This is a genomic window from Lysobacter defluvii IMMIB APB-9 = DSM 18482 (genome assembly GCF_000423325.1).
Lineage (GTDB): Bacteria > Pseudomonadota > Gammaproteobacteria > Xanthomonadales > Xanthomonadaceae > Novilysobacter > Novilysobacter defluvii.
In genome coordinates this window covers 62,261-88,005 of sequence record NZ_AUHT01000004.1, presented here as the reverse complement: position 1 = coordinate 88,005, position 25,745 = coordinate 62,261, and the positions used below count along the sequence as shown (strand labels likewise).

Below are 25,745 nucleotides of genomic sequence, written 5' to 3'. Positions count from 1 at the left end.
ACCTGCCTACGGGAACATCGCGTCGACCAGTTCGCGCATCGCGCCGAGCAGGGTCGCGTCGTCGCTCAGCGGCGAGACCACCGCGGCGTTGCAAGCATCGCGCACGCCGATGCCGCTGGCGACCAGCCGCCCCGCGGCGATCAACAACCGGGTGCTGGGCACCTCCGCCAGCCCGCGGTCACGCAGCGAGCGCAGCCGCCCGCCCAGTTCCACCAGCGCCACCGCGGTGCCCTGCTCCACCCCGCTCTCACGGGCGACGATCGCCGCCTCCGCCGCCGGCTCCGGAAAGTCCAGCTCGATGGCCACGAAGCGCTGGCGCGTACTCGGCTTCAGGTCCTTGAGCATGCGCTGGTAGCCGGGGTTGTACGAGATCACCAGCTGGAAGCCCGGAGCGGCCTCCACCGTCTCGCCGGTGCGGTCGATGGGCAGGATCCGCCGGTAGTCGGTCAGCGGGTGCAGCACCACGATCGTGTCCTGGCGCGCCTCCACCACCTCGTCCAGGTAGCAGATCGCGCCCTCGCGCACCGCCCGGGTGAGCGGCCCGTCCTGCCACACCGTCTCGTCGTGGCGGATCAGGAAGCGCCCGACCAGGTCGCTGGCGGTGAGGTCGTCGTGGCAGGAAACGGTGATCAGCGGCCGTCCAAGCCGCCAGGCCATGTGCTCGACGAAGCGCGTCTTGCCGCAGCCGGTCGGCCCCTTGAGCATCACCGCCAGCCCGCCGGCATGGCACTGCTCGACGACCTCCACCTCGTTGCCGGTCGGCAGGTAGTACGGCCCGGCCTCGGCCGGGCCCGTGCGCGCATCCACCAATCAGCGCCCCGTCGTGGTCCGCAGGTGCGCGTCGTCCTCGGCGACCACGCCGTCGTCGACCACCTGGAACTGCGGCCGATGGCGGAAGAAGTCGTAGATGAACAAGGCAACGCCGGTGGCGAAGATCGTGGCCGCGAGGATCAGCATCAGGAAATGGACCTGGATCTTCAGCTGCGCGTCCAGGTAGCCCATGCCCATGATGCGCTCCAGGTACACCTGGGCGATGCCGGCGGTGCCGAACGACAGCGTCATGCCGAACATGCCCGACACCTGCAGCCAGAACGCCCAGAAGCCCAGCGGCGAGTACCGGTTGTGCGGCCGGTTGGTCAACCCCGGCAGCGCGTAGGTGACCATCGCCAGGACGATCATCGCGTAGGCGCCGTAGAACGCCGAGTGCGCATGCATCGCGGTGATCAGCGTGCCGTGCGTCCACTTGTTCACGCTCGGCCAGGTGTGGGCCAGGCCCAGCAGGCCGGCGCCGAACAGGGCGAAGATCGCGCTGCCGATGGTCCAGTGCAGCGCCAGCGTGTTGGGATGCCTGACCCCGCCCCGGCGCATCGCCGCGTAGGCGTAGATCGCCATCGCCGCCAACGCCAGCGGCTCCAGCGCGCTGAAGAAGCCGCCGACCGGCAGCCAGTACTGCGGGACGCCGACCCAGTAGTAGTGGTGCGCGGTGCCCAGGATGCCGGCGAAGAACACCAGGCCGACGATCACGTACAGCCACTTCTCCATGACCTCCCGGTCGATGCCGGACAGGCGGATCAGCAGGTAGGCCAGGAAGCCGCCCATGATCATCATCCACACGCCTTCCACCCACAGGTGGATGGTCCACCAGCGGTAGAAGATCGAGACAGTGTAGTTCTCGTAGTGCAGCAGCGCCGGGACGTACAGCACCGCCGACAGCGCCAGGCCGAGCAGCAACACGCCCTCGGTGGTGGTCAGCCGCCCCGAGCGCTTGATCGTCATGCCAATGTTGTAGAGGAAGATCAGCATGCACACGACGATCACGATCTTGTGCGGCAGAGGCTGCTCCAGCAGCTTGTTGCCGGTGCCGTAGCGGAACAGGTAGCCGATCACCGCCGTCACGCCCATCAGCGTCCACAGGATCAGCTGGATGTAGGCCAGCTTCGTACTGTGCAGCTCGGTGCGCGACTCCTCCGGCACCAGCCAGTAGGTCGCGCCCATGAAGCCGGTCAGGACCCACACGATCAGCAGGTTGGTGTGGATCGTCTTGGTGACGTCGAACGGCAGGATGTACAGCAGCGGATCCGGCCCCAGGTACTTGGCGGCCGACAGCAGCCCGAACACGATCTGCAGTCCGAACAGCACCATGGCCACGGCGAAGTACCAGTAGGCCACCGATTGCGACTTGTAACGCATGGATGATCTCCCCGTGCCGGCGCAGCGCGCCCGCCTGCTTACTTCAACGTTTCAAGGAAGGCCACGAGCTGGTCGATCTGCTCGTCGGTCAGGCTCTCGCTGTAGGTGTTGGGCATGAACGACGTGCCTTCGGCGGAGAACATCGCGCCCGGCACCAGGTGCGCGCTGGGGTCGACGATGGACTCGCGGATGTAGCCGGGCACGTCGGTGGCCGAACCGGTGTACTCCGGCGAGACGATCGTCTGCGCGGCACGCTCGGCCATGCCCGCCATCGAAGGCCCGGCAAGCGTCACCCCCGGCTGCAGCGAGTGGCATGCGGTGCACACCGGCACCGCGGTACGGAACAGGTGCTCGCCCAGCGCGCGCGGATCGTTGCCCGCGGCCACCGGCCGGACGTCCTGCCCGCGGGCCGCACCGCCCCCGGCGCCATGCGCGCCCACGTTGAGCGAGCCGCCGGCCACCAGGATCGGCCGCGGCGGCCAGCCCTGGTTGTCGACCTTCGACACCCAGTCCAGGAACTTGACCAGGTTGTCGATCTCGACCTCGCTCAGGTCCTGCGTCGGCATCAGGCGCCGATGGCGCTGCTCGTCGTAGAACTGCGACGGGTCGCGCATGTAGGCCTTCAGGTAGGCCTCTCCGCGCAGCTGGGCGATCTTGGTCAGGTCCGGCGCGTAGTACGCCCCCTCGCCGAACAGCGTGTGGCAGTTGATGCAGTTGTACTTGTGCCAGACATCCTTGCCGTGGGTGATCTCCGGCGTGATGTTCTCCGCGTTCGTCAGGTCGTCGAAGCGCGTATGGCTGTGCAGGGTCATGCCGACGAAGGCAAGCGCGGCCACGCCGGTGGCGACGATGGCGAAGATTCGTGACTGCCGTTTGTTCATGGGTATCGGTCCTCAGACAGCGATGTCGGGCCAGTACTTGATTGCCGTGTAACCGGCGTACGCCACGGCCACTGCCATGAGAAGCAACACTACGATCCCCAGCCAGCGCAGGGGTGAGATCAGACTGCTCGCCTTCATTCGACTGCTCCCCGGACGGGTCGAGTAGGACAACGCGGGTGACCGATTTCGTCGTTTACCCTGCCTTCATACATGGCGGGATGCAAACGATTTGTGGATGCGCCCGCGTCAGCGTCCGCCCATGCGCTCGATGATGATCCGCTCGGCGAGCCACTCGTTGCCGCCCAGCGCGCGCCCCTGGATTCGCACCAGATCCCCACGCTGCAGGTCCTCCGGCCGGACCAGGCGGCGCTCGACCTCGGCCGTCGTCCGATTGTCGTACCGCACCTGGATGCCGCCGCCGTACCCGCTGCCTTCCAGCTGGATCACCCGCGCCCGCGGATCAACGAACGCGACCTGCCCGCGGAGGTCCTGGCCATGCCCGCGGTCGTACGGCTCGCCGTAGGGATCACCCCCGTAAGGATTGCCGTAGGGATCTCCGTACCGGCCGTCGTAACCGCGATCGTAGCCCCCGCCATAGCCGCGGTCGCGGATGTTGTGCACCACCTCGATCGTTCCCGCCCACAGGTCACGGCCGGACTGTGCCAGGTCGACGCGGATGATGTCGCCGCGCTCCAGCCCCTCCACGGGGTACTGGCGGCCCTGGTAGAACAGGCGCGTGCGGCGGTCGTAGCGGACCTCCCGGCGCTCCGACCGACCGGTATACCGATCCTCGACCCGCAGGAGGATTCGGCCGTACCGGGCGTCCACATCTTCGACAGTGCCTTCGAGCTGGCTCGCGTATTGGGAGGGGTAGCCCGTGCCCGTCTGGCCGTAGCTGCCGCCCGGCTGGCCGTATCCGCCGGTGTTGCCGACATAGCCACCGGGGCTCACGCAGCCGGCAAGCAGGACAACCAGGCCGGCCGCCAATACGGAACCGATTCGTCGAGTCAGGGTGTTCATGCGCTGCTCCGAAGGTCCGGGACCCGGACTATGTTCGCCCGGGTCGTGAACGCGCGGTCGGGAGCCCTGCGTCTCGCACCCTGGCGGTTCAGGCGCGGGGCGGGTGCCGCCCTTCGGCGAACTCCTCGACGATCTTGCGGCAGAAGGCCGGCAGGTCATCGGGCTTGCGGCTGGACACCAGGCCCTTGTCGGTGACAACCTCCTCGTCGACCACCTCGGCGCCGGCATTGCGAAGGTCGGTGCGCACGCTGGGCCAGGAGGTCATGCGGCGGCCGCGCACCACGTCGGCCTCGATCATCACCCAGGGGCCATGGCAGATGACGCCGATCGGCTTGCCGCTGCGGGCGAAGTCGCGGACGAAGGCCACCGCCTTCTCGTCCATGCGCAGGGTGTCAGGGTTCTGCACGCCGCCGGGCAGGATCAGCGCGTCGTACTCCTCCACGCTGGCGTCGGCCACCAGGCCATCGACCTTGAGCTTGTCACCGGGCTTGTCGTGGTTCATGCCCTGGATCTCGCCCTCCTTGATCGACAGCAGGCGCACGGTGGCGCCAGCCTCCTCCACCGCCTTGCGCGGCTCGATCAGCTCCACCTGCTCCACGCCATCGGTGGCGAGGATGGCGACGGTCTTGTCCTGGAGTTTGTTGCTCATTCCGGCTCTCCTGTTGAAGCGCGGCACGGAAGGCCGCCGGGCCGGACAGGATGCGGGAAGGCGGATGGGCGGTTCGTGAGTCCGTGGGCCGCGGGTTCGTGGCTCAAGCGGCCAGGCGCAGGTCATCGACCAGCCCGCGGTAGGCCGCTCCCTGCGCGGCGGCGGGCTGCCGCAGCACCCAGGCCGGATGCACGGTGGCCAGCACGCGCACGCCGTTGCCCAGCTGATGCCAGGTGCCCCGCTCCTCCAACAGGCTGAAGCCTGCGCCGAGAACCGCCGCCGCGGCGGTCGCGCCCAGGCACACGATCACCTCGGGCCGCACGGTCGCCAGCTCCCGCCGCAACCATGCATGGCAGGCGTTGACGTGGCCGGTGGTGGGCCGCTGGTGCAGGCGGGCCTTGCCGCGCTGCTGGAACCGGAAGTGCTTGACGGCATTGGTCAGGTACGCCGCGGAGCGGTCGATGCCCGCGTCCGCGAAGGCGCGGTCCAGCAGCGCGCCTGCCGGGCCCACGAACGGCCGGCCGGTCAGGTCCTCGGCGTCGCCGGGCTGCTCGCCCACGAACATCAGCCGCGCATCCTCCGGGCCCTCGCCCCAGACCGTCTGCGTCGCCGGCTCCCACAGAGGGCATCGCTGGCATCCGGCCGCCAGTACCCGTGCGGCCGCCAGGCTCCCGTCGTCCGTCGGCGGCGCCTCCGCGGGCCTGGCGGGGATCCGCCGACGCGGGGCCTGCGCCTCGCGCTCGGCCATGTCGCGCACGCGGCGGCCGGCGTCGCGCAACAGCGACGGCAGCAGCTCCGCTTCCGGCAGGCCCTTCCAGTACTTCTGCGGCATCTCCTGCCGCATCATCGTCGGGTTGAGCCGCGCCGGATTGAAGATGCTGGCGTAGTAGGTCCGCCACAGGTCCTCCTGGGCGTCCTCCGCCGGCGCGTCGGCCCGCACCGCGCCGGGCCCGAAGGCCAGCGCCCCGCCTTCCCATCGCACGCTGCGGTACGGCGTCAGGATGGCCCAGCGCATGCCGGCGAAGCGCTTCGCGAAGAAGGGCGCGACGCGGTCAACGATCCAGTGGTCCGGCTCGAACCACGCGACGTACGCGCCCTCCCCTCCGCCGCCCTCGCGGAACCGCACGAACGCCTTCATCTTGTGGCAGTCGCGCCGCACCGCGGCCGCGAGCGCCGCGGCGGCGACCACGTCCGGATCGGTGGCGCGCTCCAGCAGGCGGCGTTCCCCCCGTGCGATGCGCCACAGCAACCGGTACAGCAGCGCATGGCGCCCCGGGTCGCGATGGCACACGACCGCCCCGGCCAGCTCGAGCAGTGCGGCGGGAACGGTGACGCGGCCCTGCGCCTCCGGTGCCTCGGGCAATGGCGAGGCCAGCGCAAGGCCCTGCTGGGCATCGCCGTCCCATTGCAGGTGCTCGGGCGCGACGCCAGCCAGGAGCGCCGCACGGGCGCGCTCCCGCCAAGCCTCCAGGCTCCAGCCCGGTTCGACGACGGCCAGGTGCATGCCCGCGGCCTTCAGCCGAACAGCCCGGCCTGCCGCGGCGGCGGCGCCAGGCGCGCGCGCAGGCGCACCGGGTCGTCCAGGTGGCGGCCAGGGTGGTGATCCAGCAACTGCACGAACGGCAGCACCTTGGCCATCGGGGCGCGCAGCCGGGCCAGGTCCGCGACCCGCAGGCCGCCGCTCCGGCGCGACTGCACGATCCGGGCGACGTTGCGCGTGCCCAGCCCCGGCACCCGCAGCAGCATCTCGCGCGGCGCGTGGTTCACGTCCACCGGGAACTGCTCCGGATGCCGCAGCGCCCAAGCAAGCTTGGGGTCGATGTCCAGGTCCAGCATCCCGCCCCCGGTACCCGCCGGCGCGATCTCGTCCACCCCGAACCCGTAGAAGCGCAGCAGCCAGTCGGCCTGGTACAGGCGGTGCTCGCGGGCCAGCGGCGGCGCCACCAGCGGCAGCCGCGAGGAGGCGTCCGGAATGGGGCTGAAAGCCGAGTAGTACACCCGCCGCAACTGGTAATTGCCGTACAGGTTGGCGCTGGACTGCAGCACGCTGCGGTCGTCGGTCGCGTCGGCGCCGATGATCATCTGCGTGCTCTGCCCGGCAGGCGCGAACCGCGGGAGCTTCGCGGTCCCGCGACGCGCCGCCTTGCGTGCCGTCTTGCCCTCCTCGATGCGCCAGCGGACCTCGCCCATGGCACCGCGGATCTTGCCCAGGTCCTTCTCCGGCGCCAGCGCGTCCAGCCCGGCCTGGGTCGGCAGCTCGACGTTGATGCTGAGCCGGTCTGCGTACTTTCCTGCCGCCGCCAGCAGTTCCGGCGCGGCATCGGGGATGGTCTTGAGGTGGATGTACCCGCCGAACCGGTGGTCCTCGCGCAGGCTGCGCGCGACCTCCACCAGCTGCTCCATGGTGTAGTCGCCGTTGCGGATGATGCCGCTGGAGAGGAACAGCCCCTCGATGTAGTTGCGTCGGTAGAAGTCGAGCGTCAGCCGGACCACCTCGTCGGTGCTGAAGCGCGCGCGCCGCACGTTGCTGGACACCCGGTTGACGCAGTAGACGCAGTCGAAGATGCAGAAGTTGGTCAGCAGGATCTTCAGCAGCGACACGCAGCGCCCGTCCGGCGTGTAGGAATGGCAGATGCCCATGCCGCCGGTGCTGCCGATGCCGCCGGTCTTCGAGGAATCCCGCTTGGCCGCGCCGCTGGACGCGCACGAGGCGTCGTACTTGGCGGCGTCGGCCAGGATCGCCAGCTTCTCGGTGACGTTCATCGCGCGAGGGTGGCGGCCGCCGGTCTCACGTGGTGAGACGGCGGATGAACCATTCATCCACTGCGTCAGAGACTGCAGGGAGCGAGACTGCCAAATCGTGAGCCCGTGAGGCGGCCTGCCCTGGCTCAAGCCGCGAGACGCTGGATCCGCGAAGCTGTGTCGCCCAGCGCCTTTCGCGCCTCTTCCAGATCGTAGTCAGCCTGTAACCCCAGCCAGAAATGCTCGCTGGTCCCGAATACAGCCGCCAGGCGAAGCGCCGTGTCGGCACTGATGCCCCGCTTGCCGAGCACGATCTCGTTGATCCGGCGCGGGGGCACGCCAGCCGCGCGCGCGAGCGCGTTCTGGCTGATCCCCATCGGGTCGAGGAACTCCTCCTTGAGCACTTCGCCAGGGTGGATATTGGGCAGTGTTTTTTTCATTTGGGCGTCCCGCGCCAGACCTTTTCAGCTTCCCTGTCGACAAAGTCCCGGATCACGGGGAGACCATAACGGCTCCCGTCATATAACGCAATCCGTTATGGCTGCGTCCCCCAGGTCCCCTTCAGGGACCGCACTCCCACCGGCCAGAAAACGCCCGTTCCGCCCCGTCGGCACGCTGGTAGGTCAGCGTCGCCGGATGGGACGGCGACTCGCCGCCCCCGATGGCAGGACCGGTGAGCTCTACCCGGATCACCTTGCCGGCGCCGGAGAAGCGCGTGCCGCGCAGCATCGCGTCGAAGCCCCCAGGAGCCGCGACCGGCTCGACGTACCCCGCGACGTTGACGACTCCACGGCTGGGTTCGTTCGAGGCGACGTTCCCCTTCGCCAACAGGAGCGTCCCGCCGCCATCGACGGAGAAGGCGCAGGCCAGCTCGCCTTCCAGCATGGCGCCTTCGATAGCCGCGTCGCTGAGGGGCAGGAGCTCGATGGCGGAACCGTCGCCGCCAACGGTGCTGCCCGTGGCATTCGTCGGCGGCGAGGCAGGCTCCACCGGAACCAGGCGGTGCGACGGTTCCTCGCAAACCACCACCGCGCCCTCGCCTGCCGGCGCGCCCACCACCTCCACCTGCACGCCGATCTCCAGTGCCTCCACATCAACGGGCGCTGCCTGGCACAGGTTCCAGCGCGCGGGGAGCTGCACTTCGATACGGCCGCGGTCGGCGGTGTCGACCTGCACGATCGCGTTGCCGTCGTAGGTCCAGGGCTGGGTATCGATGGAGGCGACGGTCCCCGTGGTGCGAACAGCGTCGCCCGCCGTGTCCGTGGTGACCGCGGCATCTCCCGCCGTCGTACAGGCCGTGGCGAGCAGCGCCGCTGCAATGAGCGACCAGCCGGCACCCGGGACTGGGGAGCGACTTGAAGCGAGTGGAGCGCGACTTTTCATGTATTCGTCCTTCCCGGTCAGGAACCACGCTTCTGCAGCCGCGCCTTCAAATCCGCAAACGGACTCGATGTCGCCGCGCTACGCGCATCCTCCGCATCCCTCGCACTCACACCCGTGTGGTCGAGCTGCCGCGAGTGCTCGTTGTCATGGCAGTACACGCACAGCAGCTCCCAGTTGCTGCCGTCGGGCGGGTTGTCGTCGTGGTTGTGGTTGCGGTGGTGGACCGTCAGTTCCTGCACGTTGGCGCGGGTGAACTCGCGCGCGCAGCGGCCGCAGATCCACGGGTACATCTTGAGCGCCCGCTCGCGGTAGCCCTTCTCGCGCTCGGCGGCCGCGCGGCGCGCTTCTGCGACGACGCGGTCGAGGCGGGCGTTGTCGGGCGTGGGCATCAGGGCGTACCGGCCACCCGCACGCCGTCGGCCACGATCCGGTATTCCACCGGCTCGGCCGGGATGCCCTTGCCGCTGTCACTGCTGAGGTGCTCGACCTGCTCGGGCGTGAGCTCCTTGCGCTCGAGCACGCCATGCACCACAGCGGTTCCACGGGCGTCCTTCGGCAGGAAGAAGGCGTGGTCGCCGAACATCACCCGCGCCGCCTGTCCGCTGTCCTCGAGCATCATCCAGCAGCCCTTGGCCTGGCAGACCTCAGTGATGCGGCCGCTGAAGCGTCGGGGTTCGCCGGCGTGGTCGTCGAACGATGCCACCGCCTCGGATACCGGAACAGCCGGGCCGTCGGCGAAGGCCTCGCCGTATGAGGTGGAGGCGGCGGGTTCACCGGCATAGGCGAACAGCGCGGCAGCGGTCAGCAAGGCAGCGGCGAACAGGCGCATGGCGACTCCGGGGTACGGCCGGACATCCGGCCTGCCGGAACGATACTCCGCCGCGGCTCCAGCGGTCACTCCGCGCGCATCAGGCTGGATACGGCGCTAGAGCAGCACGGCATGGCGCCCGCGCTCCCCTTCCTCCAGGCCGTTGAACACCACTGCGCCACTGGCGGGATCCCACTCGAACGGCGCGTTGTTGTATGGGTTTCGCAGCGAGGATTCCTTCACGGCGCTTTCGGCTCCCTCCGCCCCGATGCCGGCGCTGCGCAGGGTGGCTGCGAGCAGTGTTGCGCGGCGCCGCCCCTCCAAGTCGCTGGTGCGGGTGACATAGCCGGCATAGGCGACGTCAGAGACTGCGGAAAACACTAAGGTACCCGCCGGGTTGTACAGCGGGAACCGTAGGGACGGCCCCGGGGCCTCCACTTGGCGCGCCAGGGCCGCATCGAGCTCCTCGTAGGGAAGCTCGGACAACTCGCCCACCCGCACCATCCGCGACGCGACGAGGTTCAGCGTCGCCTGCTGCTGGAACAAGGGGCGCATCAGGCGGTCGGCTGCGTCCCCCTCCGTGCCCGCTCCCGGCACGCCGGGCACGTACGCCTGCCGAAGCGTGCCAGCGACCCAGTGCCATTCACCGCCCAGCGGGCGCGCGTACGAACGCTCGGCCACCGTGAGCGGCACGCGCCAGGAGGGCGGCACGGCGGCATCCACCAGCTCCGGCGCGAGCTTGCGCAGTGCGAGGTTGCCGAACGCCAGGTTCCGTCCGACGGCGACCGTGGCGATCGTCTTGGTGATCAGCAGGTCCGACGAGGCCAGCACCTGCCGCCAGAACACCAGGTCACGCTCGAGCAGGTCGTGCACGGTGGCAGCATCACCCGCGAGTGCGTGGCGCTCCATGTCGACCAGGTGGAGCTTCTGGCCCTCCATCACGTGCTGGTACGGGGTCAACGGCGCATGCGCGTCCTCCAGGAGCGGCTCCCGCCAGCCCCGGGTGGCCAGCATGCGGCGATAGCGCTCGATCAGCCACTGCTCCGACTCGAGCCATTCCGCGGCGACGCCGGGTTGGGCGTCCAGCGCCTCTTCGCAGGCCGGCGCCTCGCTGCATGCACTCGCCAGCTCCCCCACCTGCGGGCTGCGGGCCTCCCTGTATTCCGGATCACCACCAGGAGCAGCCGCGAGGTCGCGCGCGTGGATGTACCCGTTGGCGAAATCGGCGAGAGGTGGACGGTCGCGCAGGAGTGCAAGGAGCCTTTCCGCCTCCGCCGAGGGCGCCTCGTCATTCCAGTTGATCGCCACCAGCCCCGCGTACGCGAGCACCGGAAGCCCGACCACCATCGCCAACACCCAGGCGGCCATGCGCCCCATCGTTCCCCGGCCCATGGCCTCCCCTCCGTATCGTCCCTTGGTTCGGCCAACCTCCCCGCCGGCCTGCCGCGAGTATAGCGGCGTCGCCGGACCAGCCCCGCGCGGCGGCTTCCCGGTCACCCGGCCCGTTCCAGCTCCCGGCGCTGCTCGCGGCTGATCACCTCCGGCTCGCGCAACAGCGTCCCGTCGTCATTGAAGAACGGCGACCCACGCTCACCGCGCACGCGCGCAGCAAGCATGCCGACGAGGATCCCCAGCCCGCCTCCGACGAACGCCATCGGCGTTGCACGCACCGGCGTCGTGGCCGATCCGGTGTTGATCACGCAGCGCCGCGCGGGTCCGAAGGTCGCCGCAAGCTCCTGCGGCGTCGCATCCAGGCACGCCGTGACCAGCCCCAGGTACGGAAGCCGGGTATTGCGCGAGGTGTTGCCCAGCGGCGTGCGACAGCAGCCGGCATACCAGCGCAGCGCGCCCTTCGGGCTGAGCGACATGCAGGCGACGTGCTCGACACCCGCGGTGAGCCTGACGGTGGCCGGTGCCGTGGGCACCACGTCGGTGCCGCCGGCCTCGTCCAGGACGCCCGGGTCCCCGAGGAATCGTGCGTACGCGCGGCAATCCTTGCAGTAGCAGGTAGCCCGGGTGTACGCGCGACGGGGCTGCATCTCCCCGCGGACCGCGCCGCAGCGGCACTTGAGTGGCAGGGTCATGGTCATCGCCTCAAGGTTTCCGAAGATACGGCCACCAGCATCGCCCCACTCACCCGTCCGCCGCGACGGGAGCCGACAGCCCCTTGCTGTACATCCCCGACCGGTCGAAGCAGCACGCGCGGCGCTTGCCCGAGGCGAGCATCTCGCAGGTAGTGGCGATGCGGCGCGCCCGGGTTTCCGGCTTCTTCGCCGAGGTGATCCAGAAGATCCAGTCGCGCCGTGCGGCCGGAGTCAGGCTTTGCCACGGCTCACGGGCCTGGTGACTGCCCGCGAGCGCCTTGCGCAGGTCCACCGGCACGCTGGGCTCCGGCTCCTGCTCGACCGGAGCGATGTCGACCGTAACGGTGTCGCCCACGGTCGCGCCCGCCGCCTCGCGCAGGCTCCGCGGCACCTTCAACCAATGACTGCCCTGCCCGTCCGGCTCCAGCGTGGCCTGGAAGGGGTGGCCGTTGAGGGTCCCGTCGACACTGACCAGTCCGCGGGCGGGAAGCTGGGCGCTGGCGTCCGGCGGCACGAGCAGGAACGACCAGGTGGCGCGGTGCGGCGTGGCCGGCCGCAACAGGCGAGCCTGGAACACCGTCGGTTTGCTTGCCATGTCACCGCTCCGCGCTGAGGGGTCCCCGAGGCAAACATAACCCCGAGTGCCCCCAAGCGGCGTTCGGCGTACAACTGGATACGCCCACCCCAGCGGAGGACGACGATGATCCCGAAGAACACCATCTGCCTCTGGTACGACGGCACCGCGCTTGAGGCGGCGACCTTCTACGCCGAGACCTTCCCCGACAGCGAGGTCCGCGCCGTCCACCGCGCACCGGGCGACTACCCCTCGGGCCAGAAGGGTGACGTGCTGACGGTCGAGTTCACCGTGATGGGCATCCCGTGCCTGGGGCTCAACGGCGGGCCTGGCGTGCAGCACACCCACGCATTCTCGTTCCAGGTGGCGACCGACGACCAGGCCGAGACCGACCGTCTGTGGGACGCGATCGTCAACAACGGCGGCGAGAAGAACGACTGCGGCTGGTGCAGGGACAAGTGGGGCGTGAACTGGCAGATCACCCCGCGCGTGCTCACCGAGGCCTACACCGACCCGGACCCGGCGGTGGCCAAGCGGGCGTTCGAGGCGATGATGACCATGCGCAAGATCGACGTCGCCGCCATCGAGGCAGCACGGCGGGGCTGACCTCAGCCCGCCTGGACCTCGTCCAGTCCGTGGGCCGCGCGGATCGCCAGCGCCGCCATGACCGCGAACAGGACCAGCACCGCGCCCAGGCCAAGCCACTGCGCGATGACCCCGAAGACGCCGCCGGCGAGCAGGATCAGACCCACCACCGAATTGCTGAGCGCGGTGTACGCCGCACGGTCATCGCGGTCGGCCATGTCGACCACGTGCACGGAACGCCCCAGCCGCACGCCCTGGTGGGCGATCATCAGCACGAACAGCAACGCCGGCAGCAACCACGCCTGCCCCAGCACGCCGGGCATTGCCAGCGCGAGGAATGCGGTCGCCGCGTTGGCCAGCATCGCGAGCATGGCCGCGACCATCAGGACGCACCGGCTCGACCGGTCGGCCAGGCGGCCCCAGACGAAGGTGCTCGCCAGGCTCGCCGCGGCCGAGGCGACCAGGAACGGACCTAGCGTGCCAAGTCCACCGGCCGTGCTGTCGCCGCTGAGCGCCATGTAGAACGGCGGCGCCAGCGCCGTCGACAGCAGCAGCGCACGGGTCACGATCAGGCGCCGAAGGTCCGCGTCGCGGCGCAGCAGGCCGAATTGCCGCAGCACCGCGGCCAGACCGTCGATCCCGCCCTCGGTGGCCCCGGGTTCTTCCCGGATCGATCCGAAAACCAGCGCCGCCACCAGCCAGCACAGGCCGCCCAGCACCACCATCCCGGACACCACCGGCACCGTCAGCGGGATCCAGCCCACTGAATAGCCCACCGCCAACAGCAGCGTCGCCACCGCGGCGATGGTCCCCGCGGTACCGCTGACCGCGCCGCGCTGGCCGACGTCCACGGTCTTGCCGAGCACGTCCTTGAAGCTGATCGAGCACAGGCTCCGCCCCAGCGCGAACACGGCGACCAGCGCCACTGCCACCAGCCCGACCAGGGTGTCCGGGATCTCCCGCCCCAGCCACGCCAGCAAGCCAAAACCGATGACCGCCACGCCTTGGACGACGCAGCCGAGCACGTACACGGTCTTGCGGATGGGCAGCCGCCGGATGCGCGCTGAGATCACCAGCTGCGGCAGCATTGCCAGCGATTCGCGCACCGGCACCAGCAGGCCGAGCGCCCAGGTGGGCGCGGCGATCGCATCCAGAAGCCAGGCAAGCACCAGCTTGGGGTCGGCCAGCCCGTCGCCACCTTGGTCAGGCTCAGCGACGCCACGTGCACGCCATGGTTGCGCGGCTGCGCGCGGCAGGCGGACTCGGGCAGGTCGCGGCATACCTGCGCCATCGGGTCGTCGTCGACGAGCGCTCCGCGCAGGCCAGCGGACTTCATGCGCGGCCCTTACTCGCCCAGGATCTGCAGGATCAGCCCGGTCGCCGCCTGGACCATGTAGTAGGTGTCGTCGTCCTCGTAGGGGCGGACCCAGTGGTACCCGGCCTGCGGCGGCGGCAGGTCGTAGGCGCGGTAGTCGCGGATGTAGTAGCGGTCGTACAGGTAGTCGCGGGGGATGTACTCGCCGCGCGCCCAGCGCCGGTACTCGCGCTCGGCCTTCCGGCGATCCTTGTGGTACTCGCGTTCGGCCTTGCGCCGTTCCTTCTCGTACTCGCGTAGGTCCTTGGCGTACTCGCGCCGGGCTTCACGGCGGTCCTTTTCGTACTCGCGCTGCGCCTCGCGGCGGTCCTTGAGGTACTCGCGCTGGGCTTCGCGGTGTTCCTTGTTCCGTGCATGGCCCGGCGGATCGGCCCAAGCGGTGCCGGATGCGACCAGGCTGGCCAGCGCGGTGGCGACGATGAGGCGTTTCATGGCGATCTCCTCTTGCGATAGAGGGGGTCGATGTTGCGACGGGTTGGATGAATCACCTCTCCACGACGGACCTCGTTAAAGCAGAACCTCCAGCCCCTTCCGATCAATCCGATCCAGCAGCTTCAGCGACGGGCCGCTGTCCGGCAACTGCGCCAGCGGCCGCCCGCCGCCACGTCGCGACGCCTGGAGTAAGCTGCGACCCCGCACCGGGAAGACAGCATGAGCAACGACACGGGAGATCCCTTGCCCCCGCCGAGGTCGGCCTTCTCACCGTTCCGGTACCGCATTTTCCGCTCGGTGTGGATCGCCACCCTGGCGTCCAGCTTCGGCGGCATGATCCAGGGCGTCGGCGCGGCCTGGATGATGGTCGACCTGGGTGCATCGCCGCAGATGGTGACCCTGGTGCAGGCGTCGATCACGTTGCCGATCGTGTTGCTGGCGCTGGTGGCGGGTGCATGGGCGGATGCGTTCGACCGGCGCGTGCTCATGCTCGTGGCGCAGGTCTTCATGCTGGTCGTATCCGCGGCGCTCGCCGTGTCCGCGTACCTGGGTCTGGTGACGCCGTGGCTTCTGTTGTTCTTCACCTTCCTGATCGGATGCGGCGCGGCGATCAATGCGCCGGCCTGGCAGGCTTCCGTTGGCGCAATGGTCCCGCGCACCGAGGTGCCGACCGCGGTGGCGCTCAACAGCATGGGCTTCAACCTCGCGCGCAGCCTCGGGCCAGCGCTGGGCGGGGCGATCGTGGCCGTCGCCGGCGCGGCCCTGGCCTTCACGATCAACGCGTTCAGCTATCTAGCCCTGGTCGGCGTCCTGGGGCGCTGGCGGCCGGCGCAGGAGCCCCGCCTGCTTCCGCGTGAGTCGCTGGGCCGCGCCATGGCCGCCGGCGTCCGGTACTCCGCGATGAACCCCAACCTGAACTCGGCCATGCTCCGCGGTTGCGTGACCGGGCTCGGTGCCAGCGCGGTGCCGGCGCTGACGCCCCTGATCGCGCGTGACCTGATCGGCGGTGGCCCTGCCGTCTATGGCCTGCTGCTGGGCGCGTTCGGTGTTGGCGCGGTCGGCGGCGCCTTCTGGTCACACCGCCTGCGCAGCGCCTATTCCAGCGAGCTGATCGTGCGCTTCGCGCTACTCGCCTCCGCGCTGGGTATCTCGATCTCGGCGCTCAGTACGTCTTTGGCGGCCACGATGACGGCGATGGCCCTGTGCGGCCTGGGCTGGGTGCTGGTCGTGTCGCTCCTGAACGCAACGGTGCAGATGTCTGCCCCGCGCTGGGTCGTGGCACGCGCCTTGTCGCTGTACCAGATGGCGACCTTCGCAGGCTTGGCCGTGGGCGCCTGGCTTTGGGGACGCGTCACGGAAGGCCCCGGGCTTGGCACTGCGCTGATGGCGGCGGCGTCGATCCAGGTCGGCTGCGCCCTCCTCGGTGTCTGGATCCGCCTGCCGGAGACCAAGGACATGGACCTCGCGCTGGCCGGATTCCAGGAGCCGGATGTTGCCGTCCCGGTCACCGGACGGACCGGCCCCGTGGTCATCACCATCGAATACCGCATCGCCGAGTCCGACGTGGTTGCGTTCCTCGCCGCGATGGCGGACCGGAAGCGGATACGCCGCCGCAACGGGGCGGTGCGCTGGTCGCTGCTACGCGACCTGGCGGATCCCGAACTCTGGATCGAGCGCTACCACAGCCCGACGTGGACCGAGTACCTCCGACACAACCAGCGATTCACCCGCGACGAGGCGGCCATTGGCGAATGCATCCGGGCGCTGCACCGCGGGCCGGAGGCCCCGATCGTGAGGCGCATGATCGAGCGGCAGACCGGACGCCTGCCCGATGCGACCGCGCCTGACCCGGGTGAGTTGGCCGTGCCGCTTACCGACCACTCGCGACAGGCGTGACGCGCCTACTCCACCGCCACGAACGGCGGCGACGTGCACGTCCGGCACCAGAAGAACCGCTCCGCGCCGTCGTCGAACAGGACCGAGCCTGTTCCGTACTGGCGAACCGTCCAGATGCCCTGCCTGCCGTCCTGCAGTTCCAGCCGCCCGCGTGCGAGGCACGGGGACCACGGCAACTGGTGCAGGTACGCGTCGCGACCAATCGGCTCGCCGTCCTCCAGTGCTCGGCGCACCACGGGTTCGTCCAGGACGAAGGTGCGGCACTCCCCGGAGTTCACATCGGGCGAGGCCGCGCCGTTCTCGGCGATCTGGAGCGACACCACGTCCAGCCAATTGGCGGACGGCGAACCACCCGCTACATGCGTGTGCGAAAGCGCGCACCCGGAGAACAGCAGCGCGGCGGCCACCAGCAAGAGCCGATATCCAGTCACCATGACGCCGTCGCCGCCTCCGTCGGAGTCTTGTACGACACCTGCGGGTGCCGATACACCTCTTCCGCCGCGACGCTGAGCAGGCGGCGAAGCTCCCCCACCAGCCAGCGCAGTGCCGCGTTCTGCTCATCGGTCACCGGGACATACAGGTACTCGTCGGCACCGCGCACCGTGCCGAACTCCGGATTGCGGTTGTACTCGCCGACCAGCTCGACGCCGATGCTGTCGCGGTTGGACGGAAAGCGGTCCGGGAATGCCTTGCCGTGCTCCATCGTGCTGCGCTGGCGCAGCGTGGCCGCCTGCAAGCGCTTGAGTTCGGCCGGTTGGCAGTTGTGCCGCTCCAGGCATCGCGAGCGCAACAGCCCGACATGGTTCGCCCGCTTGTAGAGCGACGCGGTCTGGTAGATCGCCCCGTCCTTGTCGATCAGGAAGTGGGCACCGACCGTGCTGTTGGCGTAGCTGTTGAAGGTCGACTGGGCGGTGGACCCGCCGGTCTGGTGGACGACGATGCCGTTCACCACCGGCATGTCACCACGCTCCAGGGATGTATACCGGCGCGCCTCGATCAGCGCGCTGCGCACCATCCCGTCCTCGTCGATACGGAACATGCATCCTCCTTGATGTGTCCTCGCCGCGATCCTACGGCCTCATGGACCGTATATCGTGACCCCGCCAGCCGCAAGGCGACGGAAGTGGAATCCCCCATGGCGGACCAGGCGCCGGGCGGCGACGGCAGCAAGATCATGCACGCCACGCTGCGGTTCCCCGACGGCTCGCTGCTGATGGGCGCGGACTGCCCGCCGGAGTACGGCACGCCCTTCGGCGGCTTCTCGCTGTCGGTAAACACGAAGGACGCCGACGAGGCGGAGCGGCTGTTCGCCGGGATCTCCGAGCGCGGCAAGGTGACAATGCCGCTGGAGAAGACGTTCTGGGCCGAGCGGTTCGGGATGTGTACGGACCGGTTCGGGGTGGCTTGGATGGTGAATTACGAGGGGCGGGAGAAGTAGTAGGTGCCCGTCCTCAGCAATACACGGTGCCTGCGTCCGTCGTCGGCTGGCTGCCCCGATAGCGTTGTAGCCGCAGTCTTTCGCCGTGTAGCGGGCGGCCGAGGAATCGGCGTGCCTGTTGGCAGATCTGCGCCGTGGATTCACCGACGCCGGCCTGTCCGAGGTTCACCACGACGACCGGCCCCGCGGTGCCTTCGCTTGCACCCATGACCCGCACGGCAGCGACGTGGTCGCGGGCAGTGGTTTCGCGGCGTGCTCGCTCCTGCTGTGACCTCGCTACTCGCATTTGCTCATCCTGAGCGGCGACCTCCGCCTTCAGCCCATCCACAGCCAGGTTCAACTCGTATCCCAGCAACCGGGACTGCACCCAGTACGAATACCAGGGGTACGCAATCGCGACTGCCAGGAAGACCACCAGGCCGGTCACGAACCGGGATTGCGCGTCGTCCTCACTGTGCGTCTGCACCCCACGCTCGCGCCGGGCCCGGAACTTCACGTTCCCCCATTCACGCCCCTCATTCCCCTGCTCCATGTGCCGCCCTCCCCGGCTGCGGTGGGCTAGTGCCCGGGAGGCAGCGTCGCATACGGGAGCGACGGGCGATAGCGGGAGTGGAGTCCACTTTGGCCGGTCTCACCGGAGCCGCCAGCCGGTAGATCGCAGCTGCTGAGACGGTGCCTCTGCAGATTGCTATGGCGCACCACGCGCGAACCGGAGAAGAGACGTGCCCCGATATCTCGTCAACCGCCCCCCCCCGGCCGAACGGCGATCATGAAGTCCACGCGGACACCTGCTACTGGTTGAGTCTCGCCCAGAGCACAGCCGACCTCGGATATCACGCCACATGCGTGACAGCTGTAAGTGCAGCACGCGCTATCTACCCGACCGCGAACGGCTGCAAGCACTGCGCTTCTTCCTGCCACACAAGCTGAGTCACATTCCGGCCTGGGGGGTCACCGCGAGTACACGCGGTGGCCTCCGGTCTGACCTTCCCCCACGGGACGAATTCGGACAGAATGCCCGCATTGATTCCCGGAGCAGAAATGGACACCTACGACCTCATCGACCTCGCTCTCCAGCGTTTCACTGCCAAGGAGGTCGCCATGGCGCTCGGCGTGGACGTGCGGACTGTACGCCGTTGGCACACCCGGGAAACGGAACCCAAGCCCTACATTGCGGACGCCATCCGGCAGAGGCTGCTGCCGCTCGGGGATCCGCCAACCGGACCTGCAACTTTCCGCTTCATCGACCTGTTCGCGGGCATCGGAGGGATCCGCATTCCCTTCGAAAAGTTGGGCGGCCGCTGTGTGTTCACCAGCGAATGGGATCCGTACGCCTGCAAGACCTACGCGGCCAACTTCCATGACGGCCCGGACCATATGTTCGCCGGAGACATCACCAAGGTGTACGAGGAAGACGTGCCGGACCACGACGTCCTGCTCGCCGGCTTCCCCTGTCAGCCCTTCTCGATCGCTGGCGTCTCCAAGAAGAATGCTCTTGGCAGGCCGCACGGCTTCGCCGATAAGACCCAGGGAACTCTGTTCTTCGATGTCGCACGGATCATCGCCGCGAAGCGCCCGAAGGCATTTCTCCTGGAGAACGTGAAGAACCTGGTGGGCCATGACAAGGGCCGCACCTTCTCCACCATCATCGATGTGCTGCAGAACGAACTCGGCTACAAAGTCCACACAAAGGTCATCAACGGCAAGCACTTCGTCCCGCAGCACCGCGAGCGCATCATCATCGTCGGCTTCCGCGAAGAGGTGCCGTTTGACTGGGATGACCTGGACTTGCCGCCTGTCGAGGACGGTCCGAAGCTGCGTACGATTCTCCACAGCGAGGATGGAAGCGAACCCGCCGAATGGCAGTGTCTGGAAGGCCCCAAGGGCCGGGTCAGCAGCAAGTACACACTGTCGGACAAGCTCTGGGCGTATCTGCAGAACTACGCCATGAAGCACCGGGAGAAGGGCAACGGGTTCGGGTTCGGACTGGTGACTGGGAACGACGTCGCCCGTACGCTTTCCGCGCGCTACTACAAGGACGGATCCGAGATTCTCGTCTCCCGCGGGCCTCGGCGGAACCCGCGCCGCCTTACTCCGAGAGAATGCGCGCGGCTCATGGGCTATGACGACACGTTCCGAATTCCGGTATCCGATACCCGTGCCTACAAGCAGTTCGGCAACTCGGTGGTCGTGCCCGTCATCGCCGCAGTGGCCGACCTCATGTACCCGTTGCTGGACCGGATCGGTGAACCGGTCCCGGCGGAGAAGAAGGTAGCCTGATTCGATGGATATCATCAGTCCGGAGCAGCGCTCCGCGCTGATGTCACGCATCAGGGGGAAAGACACGAAGATCGAGCTGGAGGTCCGGCGCGGGCTGCACGCGCTGGGCTTCCGGTACCGGCTGGGTGGCGCCGGCCTGCCGGGGCGGCCTGACATCGTGCTGCCGAAGTACCGCACCGTAGTCTTCGTGCACGGGTGTTTCTGGCATCGCCATGACTGCCATCTTTTCCGCCTCCCAAAGACGCGCCCCGAGTTCTGGAGGACAAAGATCGATGCCAATGCGGAACGTGACAGACGAAAGGAAGCCGAACTGATAGCGACGGGCTGGCGCGTTGAGACGATATGGGAGTGCCAGTTGCGCGGACTCTCGACGGACGCGCGCAGCGCCGTCATCATTGAGTTGGCAGAACGCATTCGGAAGGGGGGTTCGAATGGGGAAGCAGGGGTTGCTTGAGTTGGGGGAAGCAGGTCGCGTCGCTGAGGAAGCTGCAGACGGCTCTCCGCTCTGGTGGAAGATCCAGGCGCTGGTAAACGACAGCGATCAACTTCTGGTCAAGAAGCTCTCCCGTAACGACACGTCCTGGGCCGATGACCAGGGAAAGCACCAAGCGGGGTTGTACATTCCCGTCGAACTCCGGGACTCAGGTTTCTTCCCCCAGTTCGAGGCAACGAATCCCGCCAAGCCGCATATTTTTGTCGCGAGCCTGGATGTGCTGTGGCCACAGACCGGCGAAGTGACCCGCTCGAACCTGCGCCACTACAGCAACAAGGGGCAGGAGACCCACCTCACACGGCTTCCCAAAGATTTTTTCCGCGAGCTGACGCCGGCTTCGCTCTTCCTTGCAGGAAGGTTGACCCGCCCGACGGAATCCTTCAGCTCTTGGGCCGTGGTTCTGGACGCGGCGGGCGACGAGGCGGAGCTGCTGGAGACCCTGCTGGACCTTCCGGTGGACTTCCATCATGGACTCTTCCACGCTGACGCCTTCGCTGCTTCGCGCCGCGCGGACCAGGATGAACTCGAGGAGCTGATCGAGCAGTTCCGCTCCGCAATCCGGAATGGCACCCTCCATGAGCTGGCGGCGGCCTACTCGGTAATCCCCGACCCGGCTACGATTGCGACCGACGCTCGGAACGCTTGGCTACGGAACAACAACCGGGGTGACTTGGACCCGTGGCAAATCAGCAACCCCGGAGACGCCATCATGACGATCAGCCGGGAGATCGAGTATCGGCTCTACAGAGCGCATGAGCTGAAACGCCGCGCTTCGGAGTTGCTCGCGATTCTGGTTGGCGGGGACGACCTCGCCTCGACCGTCGTTCGCCGATACCCGGACATCGATGCTGTACTGCTGAGCGCGAGCCAACAGCGCAAAACGAGGGCCGGCCGCTCATTCGAGCACCACATTGCCGCTGCCCTCAAAGCTGGCGATGTGCGGTTCCAGGAGCAGGCCGTCACTGGAGGGCGTCGACCCGATTTCGTTCTCCCTGATCTCCCCACGCTGCGAAAGAAGACGCGGCAGCGGTCAGACGCTCTTGTGTTGGCCGCAAAAACCACGCTGCGCGAACGATGGAAGCAGGTGTCAAGCGAGCAGCTCAACTGCGATGTCTACCTGGCGACAGTCGACGATCGCGTTCCGCCGACTGCCATCCACGAAATGGCGGGACTCGGGATTCGCCTGGTGGTGCCCGAGTCACTCAAGACCAGCGACGAGGCGTTCTATAAGGGGCAGAACAACGTGCTCTCCTTCCGGGAGTTCTTTGATCGATCAATTCGCGACGAACGTCCCGCGCTCGTGGGGCAACTAACACGCTGACAGCACATGTGACCGAAAAGGGTTCCCCAACAACGGGGCTGACCACCATCGTTAGCAGTTTAGGCGTGGGCCTGTGCCGACGCCCGAGAGGTTGACCGCGCACTTGTCAGGAATCTGTCGAACTCTTTCGGCAACAGAGCAAGCAGCTCGTCACTCGGCATTGCGTATAAGTCATACGTCAGATCGAACTGATTGAGAACGTCCACCAGTCGACGCGCCGAGCCCGGGCCTTTTCCACCAGCGCCGCGCTTGAGGCTTCCTTTGCTATCGACGTACAGCTTCGTTGCGACACCCATGGCAGCCGCATTCGAGACCAACTCCTGGCGCGAAGCCAACTGTTCGACGAGGTCGCCCGGGGCGTTCACCGGGGTGGCAAGCACCGCACCAGCGACGGACGGGTCATCCTTGTGAGCACGGTAGACAAAGTAAGGACCTAACAAAAGGTGTCTGTAGAACCGCTGAAAAGCGTTTGGTGCCGGAATGTAGCGCGCACGCTCTCCAACCTTCCGCCCGCCGTCTTTTCCTGTCGGACAGACCTGGTCGAAGTACAGTAACGATAGCCACGCCCACATGCCGACATTCCGCTCCATCTCCGGCGGCGCCTCCGCCAAAGCATCATGTAAATACGCAGCACAATCAAAGCGGCTACGGAAAGAGTATCCCGCATCAACCATGATGTCGTCGGAAAGGACAGTGCTGTAATTCGGGTCCGACAGCAGGTGGCGCGGGACGCTGACCGCCTCACCCAGTCTCGCCCGCACCAGATAATCAGAGAAAAATTCCAAGCCTGCTTCAGTCAGCTGCCCCAGGTTCATGCGCTCCCCCCTGCTTCAAACGAAGACCTCGCTCTGATCCTCTTGGCGAAACCTTCCACTGCAAGATTGATCCAGTCTTCTATAGCCCCGCTGTCGTCTCCAGCCGCTGCGTGATCGGAACCCGCAAGCCGCGCTGCAAAGCGCAGCCAACGTTGCCGCCAATCTTCGTCGTCGTGCTCGTCACCTGTGAACCTGTCGATCAGAAGAATCCAAGTCAGAATCTGACGCATAACTGCAGGGGCGAACACAGCCCGGTACCGCGGTTCCATCAGGAACTGGTCGACCCCGACTGCGATCCGGCTGTTGATCTTCAGAAGCGGCATCTCGCCCGTAAAGTCCAATCGCCACACTTCGTCACCAATGTCGTCAGCAGGCATGTGCTGGATCAGCGGCTGTACTGCTTGCGCATCATCGCCAGGCAGCTGCGGACGCACCCCATCCGCTTCCGCCACGAGTCGCCCCACCCCTTCACTGTCGGTAGCCGTCACGCGCACTCTGAAGAGGATGCCCTCCGGTACCCTGAATTCATCCAGCGAACGGTCCGAGGGAGGACTGATCGCATCGACGCTTCCGAAGTCGAACCGCTTCCAGCTCGCGGTCGCGCCCCGATAGGCTTCAACAAAGATACGCGCTTGCGGGTGCTTCTTCGAAATCCCATAGCCGGAGAGATCGATCGCGCCTTCGAACGAAAGGCCCCCACCCTGCTCCTGCACGACACGGATGCTCACGTGTTCTCTAAGGATGCGCTGGCGATCGGTGTAGTTGAACCTGCGCGGCATCAGGCGGCCTCCTTTCTGACTGCAGGAACATCTTCAGTCACGCGCACGTCCACATGAAGATCGCGATGTCTGATGTCGAACCCGCTTATCCCGAACTCGAAGTCTTCTCCGAGCACACGAACGACAGCCCAGTTGGACCCTGATCGCGTGACCTCACAACCTGAAGTGTGGAAATCCACACCACCCTTGCCGAGTTCGAAGTCGGCCGGAACATACTTGTTGAACGGGTTCCCACGGCGAACGTCATAAGCAACCCTCACTGAAAAGATCGCCGGAGGCACCGCATCGTCATCGCCGCGACGTACCACGAAGCCAGTACCCCTTCGACTGATGGAGTACCTGCGCGGCCTCCTCTCGATCGCGATCTTGTCCCTCCATGTATCGGCGCCGGGCTTCGGCTTGGCAATATCGGGGCGAGGACGCTCGATTCCCTGCTCTGCGGGTAACGCGAAAAGATCAAGCAACAGGGAAGCGTCGGGCTTCTTCTGCTGCTGACTCACCTCCGCAAGAAGGCAAGGAACGCACTGGACAACGTATTCGAGCAGTGCCGGAGCGTACGTGTACTTTTCCTTCAATACGTCCTTCTGCCATTGCGTGTGTGACGGGTTCTCGGAGTCGCCGAGGAACTCACCCAAGGCACCCTTCTCCACCACCACAAGTGCCCGGATGCCGGATGTTCTCCTCGGACGGACATCGCTGACAATGATGCCTTCGCGGACGAACTGAATCAGACTGTCGGCGATCGTCGGATCACGCTCAAGAAGGATCCGGAACTCCGACTCCACGCCCGCACCATTCTTCCGGCGAACTTCGACGGGGACGCGTATGAAGATCCGCTCTCCCTCCTCCATCTTCCTGTGGATAGCTTCGGCGTGACTCTCGCTGACTACACCTTTGCTCCACTTTGGCGCCCCGCCTGCCGGCAATGGCAGCTCCAGCCAGTCTTGGTCTTCAAGCCCCGCTCGCGCGAGTTCAAGGAGGGGGTGGAAGCGGTCGGTGAAGTGGAGTGGCTGCGCCGCCACTGCTTCATCCAATGTTCCTCGGTCGACGAGGGTGGCTGACTTGCCGGAGGCGACCTCAACTGTCAGTTTTCCGGCAAGAATCGGGTAGTAGTACTCGGCCAGAACAGCTTGGACGGTCGATTCCAGCGTCACATCTTCGGCCAACCATGGAACGACGACTGACAACCCGTTTCGATTATCCCGTGTGACCATGAAGTCGCGCTTGAATCGATCAATGAACGACTTCTCCGTGATCGGAAGGGTAAGTCCGCGCACCGCGGGATCCTCCACCCCAAACCATCCATCCGGCAGATACGGGATGGAGTTCACGCGATGGTTCCGAAGCACCGAGGTACCCATCAGGAGCTCCTCCGGACCGTTCGCCCCATCGCGCCTGGTCAATCCATACATCGTGCGGGTACGACTGGCAAACATGAAGACCAGGCGGCCCACACCGTGACGCCCGCGCGCGCCGTCGGCCTTTCCCGACATGCCTTCGGCGCGGAAGTACTTGAAGAAGGCGCCGGAGTCACCGTGCTCGTCGGGCCACCATTCCGCTGGGTCCCCCTTTAGTCCAGAGGTGCCGAAGTCTTCGAACACCATGAAGCGAAACGGGTCGCCGGCGCCCGGAAGGGTAGCAATCTTCGACCGCACTCCTTCTGCGGTGGAGTGCTCCACGAAGCCCCTCTCATAGACGGGCAGCCGCTCGCGCGCCTCAGCCGCACTCCACTCATCCAGCGTGATCCGTACATGGATCGCCTCACCTTCCGACGCCGCGTCCAGCGAATTCTGAATGCCCTCTCGCACCACCGCGTTCGCTTTGTTGCGAACGGCATCCGAACTGAAGAACTTCTCTACCTGAGACTCGCGGGCACGATCCCCCGGCGTCGCCTCTTTGAAAGACCATGAAAAGGCCATTGCTTCCCCCTGTCTAGGCGAATCAACCCCTCTGCGCCATTGGCTCAGCAGGCGTTGATCAGATTACGGCATCAAATCGAA

Annotated in this window: 28 protein-coding genes; 6 read left to right on the top strand and 22 right to left on the bottom strand. The window is 67.0% G+C overall.

All coding sequences use genetic code 11. The features are described from left to right. Nucleotides 1-6 precede the first annotated feature (6 nt). From G545_RS0100485 to G545_RS0100410, 14 genes are all read right to left on the bottom strand, one after another. Nucleotides 7-807 carry a CbbQ/NirQ/NorQ/GpvN family protein gene (locus G545_RS0100485; RefSeq protein WP_027068684.1) on the bottom strand — a complete coding sequence of 267 codons (801 nt, stop codon included), beginning with the start codon at nucleotides 805-807 and terminating at the stop codon, nucleotides 7-9. A 3-nt stretch (nucleotides 808-810) separates the two neighbouring features. After that, the gene (locus G545_RS0100480; protein WP_027068683.1) at nucleotides 811-2,190 is read right to left on the bottom strand and encodes a cbb3-type cytochrome c oxidase subunit I; all 1,380 of its coding nucleotides are present in this window, start codon (nucleotides 2,188-2,190) and stop codon (nucleotides 811-813) included. 38 nt (nucleotides 2,191-2,228) lie between these two features. Next, on the bottom strand, nucleotides 2,229-3,071 hold the full coding sequence (locus tag G545_RS0100475; RefSeq protein WP_027068682.1) for a c-type cytochrome: 843 nt from the start codon (nucleotides 3,069-3,071) through the stop codon (nucleotides 2,229-2,231). A 246-nt stretch (nucleotides 3,072-3,317) separates the two neighbouring features. After that, nucleotides 3,318-4,091, bottom strand: coding sequence for a DUF5666 domain-containing protein (locus tag G545_RS0100465; protein ID WP_154656467.1), 774 nt, complete (start codon nucleotides 4,089-4,091; stop codon nucleotides 3,318-3,320). An 88-nt stretch (nucleotides 4,092-4,179) separates the two neighbouring features. Further along, a complete protein-coding gene (locus G545_RS0100460) occupies nucleotides 4,180-4,740 on the bottom strand; it encodes a type 1 glutamine amidotransferase domain-containing protein (RefSeq protein WP_027068680.1) in 561 nt (186 codons plus the stop codon). 103 nt (nucleotides 4,741-4,843) lie between these two features. After that, nucleotides 4,844-6,244 carry a UdgX family uracil-DNA binding protein gene (locus G545_RS0100455; RefSeq protein ID WP_027068679.1) on the bottom strand — a complete coding sequence of 467 codons (1,401 nt, stop codon included), beginning with the start codon at nucleotides 6,242-6,244 and terminating at the stop codon, nucleotides 4,844-4,846. 11 nt (nucleotides 6,245-6,255) lie between these two features. Then, nucleotides 6,256-7,503, bottom strand: coding sequence for a putative DNA modification/repair radical SAM protein (locus tag G545_RS0100450; RefSeq protein WP_027068678.1), 1,248 nt, complete (start codon nucleotides 7,501-7,503; stop codon nucleotides 6,256-6,258). A 125-nt stretch (nucleotides 7,504-7,628) separates the two neighbouring features. After that, nucleotides 7,629-7,922 carry a HigA family addiction module antitoxin gene (locus G545_RS0100445; RefSeq protein ID WP_027068677.1) on the bottom strand — a complete coding sequence of 98 codons (294 nt, stop codon included), beginning with the start codon at nucleotides 7,920-7,922 and terminating at the stop codon, nucleotides 7,629-7,631. A gap of 121 nt (nucleotides 7,923-8,043) precedes the next feature. Then, nucleotides 8,044-8,865: a hypothetical protein gene (locus G545_RS15515; RefSeq protein ID WP_154656466.1), complete on the bottom strand. Its 822-nt coding sequence runs from the start codon at nucleotides 8,863-8,865 to the stop codon at nucleotides 8,044-8,046. A gap of 17 nt (nucleotides 8,866-8,882) precedes the next feature. Further along, complete coding sequence (locus G545_RS0100430) at nucleotides 8,883-9,254, bottom strand: YajD family HNH nuclease (RefSeq protein WP_027068676.1); 372 nt, start codon at nucleotides 9,252-9,254, stop codon at nucleotides 8,883-8,885. After that, on the bottom strand, nucleotides 9,254-9,694 hold the full coding sequence (locus G545_RS14815) for a DUF4920 domain-containing protein (RefSeq protein WP_052106547.1): 441 nt from the start codon (nucleotides 9,692-9,694) through the stop codon (nucleotides 9,254-9,256). The genes G545_RS0100430 and G545_RS14815 overlap by 1 nt, the downstream gene beginning before the upstream one ends. Nucleotides 9,695-9,790: 96 nt before the next feature. Continuing rightward, nucleotides 9,791-11,065: a hypothetical protein gene (locus tag G545_RS0100420; protein WP_154656465.1), complete on the bottom strand. Its 1,275-nt coding sequence runs from the start codon at nucleotides 11,063-11,065 to the stop codon at nucleotides 9,791-9,793. A 101-nt stretch (nucleotides 11,066-11,166) separates the two neighbouring features. Beyond that, nucleotides 11,167-11,757 (bottom strand): DUF6151 family protein, encoded by a 591-nt coding sequence (locus G545_RS12960; RefSeq protein ID WP_036136094.1) that lies wholly within the window; start codon nucleotides 11,755-11,757, stop codon nucleotides 11,167-11,169. Between the two features lie 49 nt (nucleotides 11,758-11,806). Continuing rightward, nucleotides 11,807-12,352, bottom strand: coding sequence for a YdeI/OmpD-associated family protein (locus tag G545_RS0100410; protein ID WP_027068674.1), 546 nt, complete (start codon nucleotides 12,350-12,352; stop codon nucleotides 11,807-11,809). Between the two features lie 105 nt (nucleotides 12,353-12,457). Here G545_RS0100410 and G545_RS0100405 point away from each other — a divergent pair, with 105 nt between their 5' ends. Beyond that, nucleotides 12,458-12,937 carry a VOC family protein gene (locus G545_RS0100405; protein ID WP_027068673.1) on the top strand — a complete coding sequence of 160 codons (480 nt, stop codon included), beginning with the start codon at nucleotides 12,458-12,460 and terminating at the stop codon, nucleotides 12,935-12,937. Between the two features lie 2 nt (nucleotides 12,938-12,939). Here G545_RS0100405 and G545_RS12955 read toward each other — a convergent pair whose 3' ends face one another. Beyond that, on the bottom strand, nucleotides 12,940-14,085 hold the full coding sequence (locus G545_RS12955) for a hypothetical protein (RefSeq protein WP_197050182.1): 1,146 nt from the start codon (nucleotides 14,083-14,085) through the stop codon (nucleotides 12,940-12,942). 176 nt (nucleotides 14,086-14,261) lie between these two features. Further along, nucleotides 14,262-14,723: an RcnB family protein gene (locus tag G545_RS12950; RefSeq protein WP_036136082.1), complete on the bottom strand. Its 462-nt coding sequence runs from the start codon at nucleotides 14,721-14,723 to the stop codon at nucleotides 14,262-14,264. Between the two features lie 219 nt (nucleotides 14,724-14,942). Between G545_RS12950 and G545_RS0100390 the strand changes: the two genes are divergently transcribed. Further along, nucleotides 14,943-16,619, top strand: coding sequence for an MFS transporter (locus tag G545_RS0100390; RefSeq protein WP_052106545.1), 1,677 nt, complete (start codon nucleotides 14,943-14,945; stop codon nucleotides 16,617-16,619). 5 nt (nucleotides 16,620-16,624) lie between these two features. Here the strand turns inward: G545_RS0100390 and G545_RS0100385 are convergent, their stop codons facing one another. Beyond that, nucleotides 16,625-17,053 (bottom strand): hypothetical protein, encoded by a 429-nt coding sequence (locus G545_RS0100385; RefSeq protein ID WP_027068671.1) that lies wholly within the window; start codon nucleotides 17,051-17,053, stop codon nucleotides 16,625-16,627. Further along, on the bottom strand, nucleotides 17,047-17,658 hold the full coding sequence (locus tag G545_RS0100380; protein ID WP_027068670.1) for a peptidoglycan recognition protein family protein: 612 nt from the start codon (nucleotides 17,656-17,658) through the stop codon (nucleotides 17,047-17,049). Before G545_RS0100380 ends, G545_RS0100385 begins: the two co-directional genes overlap by 7 nt. 96 nt (nucleotides 17,659-17,754) lie before the next feature. On the opposite strand from G545_RS0100380, the gene G545_RS12945 reads away from it, so the two are divergent. Next, entirely contained in the window at nucleotides 17,755-18,057 is a 303-nt protein-coding gene (locus tag G545_RS12945) for a VOC family protein (RefSeq protein WP_052106544.1), read from the top strand. A 13-nt stretch (nucleotides 18,058-18,070) separates the two neighbouring features. Here the strand turns inward: G545_RS12945 and G545_RS0100370 are convergent, their stop codons facing one another. Further along, nucleotides 18,071-18,589: a hypothetical protein gene (locus tag G545_RS0100370; RefSeq protein ID WP_027068669.1), complete on the bottom strand. Its 519-nt coding sequence runs from the start codon at nucleotides 18,587-18,589 to the stop codon at nucleotides 18,071-18,073. Between the two features lie 509 nt (nucleotides 18,590-19,098). Between G545_RS0100370 and dcm the strand changes: the two genes are divergently transcribed. The 3 genes from dcm to G545_RS0100355 are packed head-to-tail and all read left to right on the top strand — an operon-like array spanning nucleotide 19,099 to nucleotide 22,151. After that, nucleotides 19,099-20,337 carry a DNA (cytosine-5-)-methyltransferase gene (dcm, locus tag G545_RS0100365; protein WP_027068668.1) on the top strand — a complete coding sequence of 413 codons (1,239 nt, stop codon included), beginning with the start codon at nucleotides 19,099-19,101 and terminating at the stop codon, nucleotides 20,335-20,337. A 4-nt stretch (nucleotides 20,338-20,341) separates the two neighbouring features. Further along, complete coding sequence (locus tag G545_RS12940; RefSeq protein WP_036136079.1) at nucleotides 20,342-20,791, top strand: very short patch repair endonuclease; 450 nt, start codon at nucleotides 20,342-20,344, stop codon at nucleotides 20,789-20,791. Continuing rightward, nucleotides 20,769-22,151 carry a type II restriction endonuclease gene (locus tag G545_RS0100355; protein WP_052106543.1) on the top strand — a complete coding sequence of 461 codons (1,383 nt, stop codon included), beginning with the start codon at nucleotides 20,769-20,771 and terminating at the stop codon, nucleotides 22,149-22,151. Before G545_RS12940 ends, G545_RS0100355 begins: the two co-directional genes overlap by 23 nt. Before the next feature lie 59 nt (nucleotides 22,152-22,210). Here the strand turns inward: G545_RS0100355 and G545_RS15510 are convergent, their stop codons facing one another. From G545_RS15510 to G545_RS0100345, 3 genes are read right to left on the bottom strand one after another with little or no spacing between them, the layout of a single operon-like run. After that, nucleotides 22,211-22,966, bottom strand: a complete 756-nt coding sequence (locus G545_RS15510; RefSeq protein WP_154656464.1) for a hypothetical protein — start codon at nucleotides 22,964-22,966, stop codon at nucleotides 22,211-22,213. Further along, on the bottom strand, nucleotides 22,963-23,745 hold the full coding sequence (locus G545_RS0100350; protein ID WP_027068666.1) for a hypothetical protein: 783 nt from the start codon (nucleotides 23,743-23,745) through the stop codon (nucleotides 22,963-22,965). The genes G545_RS15510 and G545_RS0100350 overlap by 4 nt, the downstream gene beginning before the upstream one ends. Beyond that, the gene (locus G545_RS0100345) at nucleotides 23,745-25,664 is read right to left on the bottom strand and encodes a hypothetical protein (RefSeq protein WP_027068665.1); all 1,920 of its coding nucleotides are present in this window, start codon (nucleotides 25,662-25,664) and stop codon (nucleotides 23,745-23,747) included. The genes G545_RS0100350 and G545_RS0100345 overlap by 1 nt, the downstream gene beginning before the upstream one ends. Between the last annotated feature and the right edge of the window lie 81 nt (nucleotides 25,665-25,745).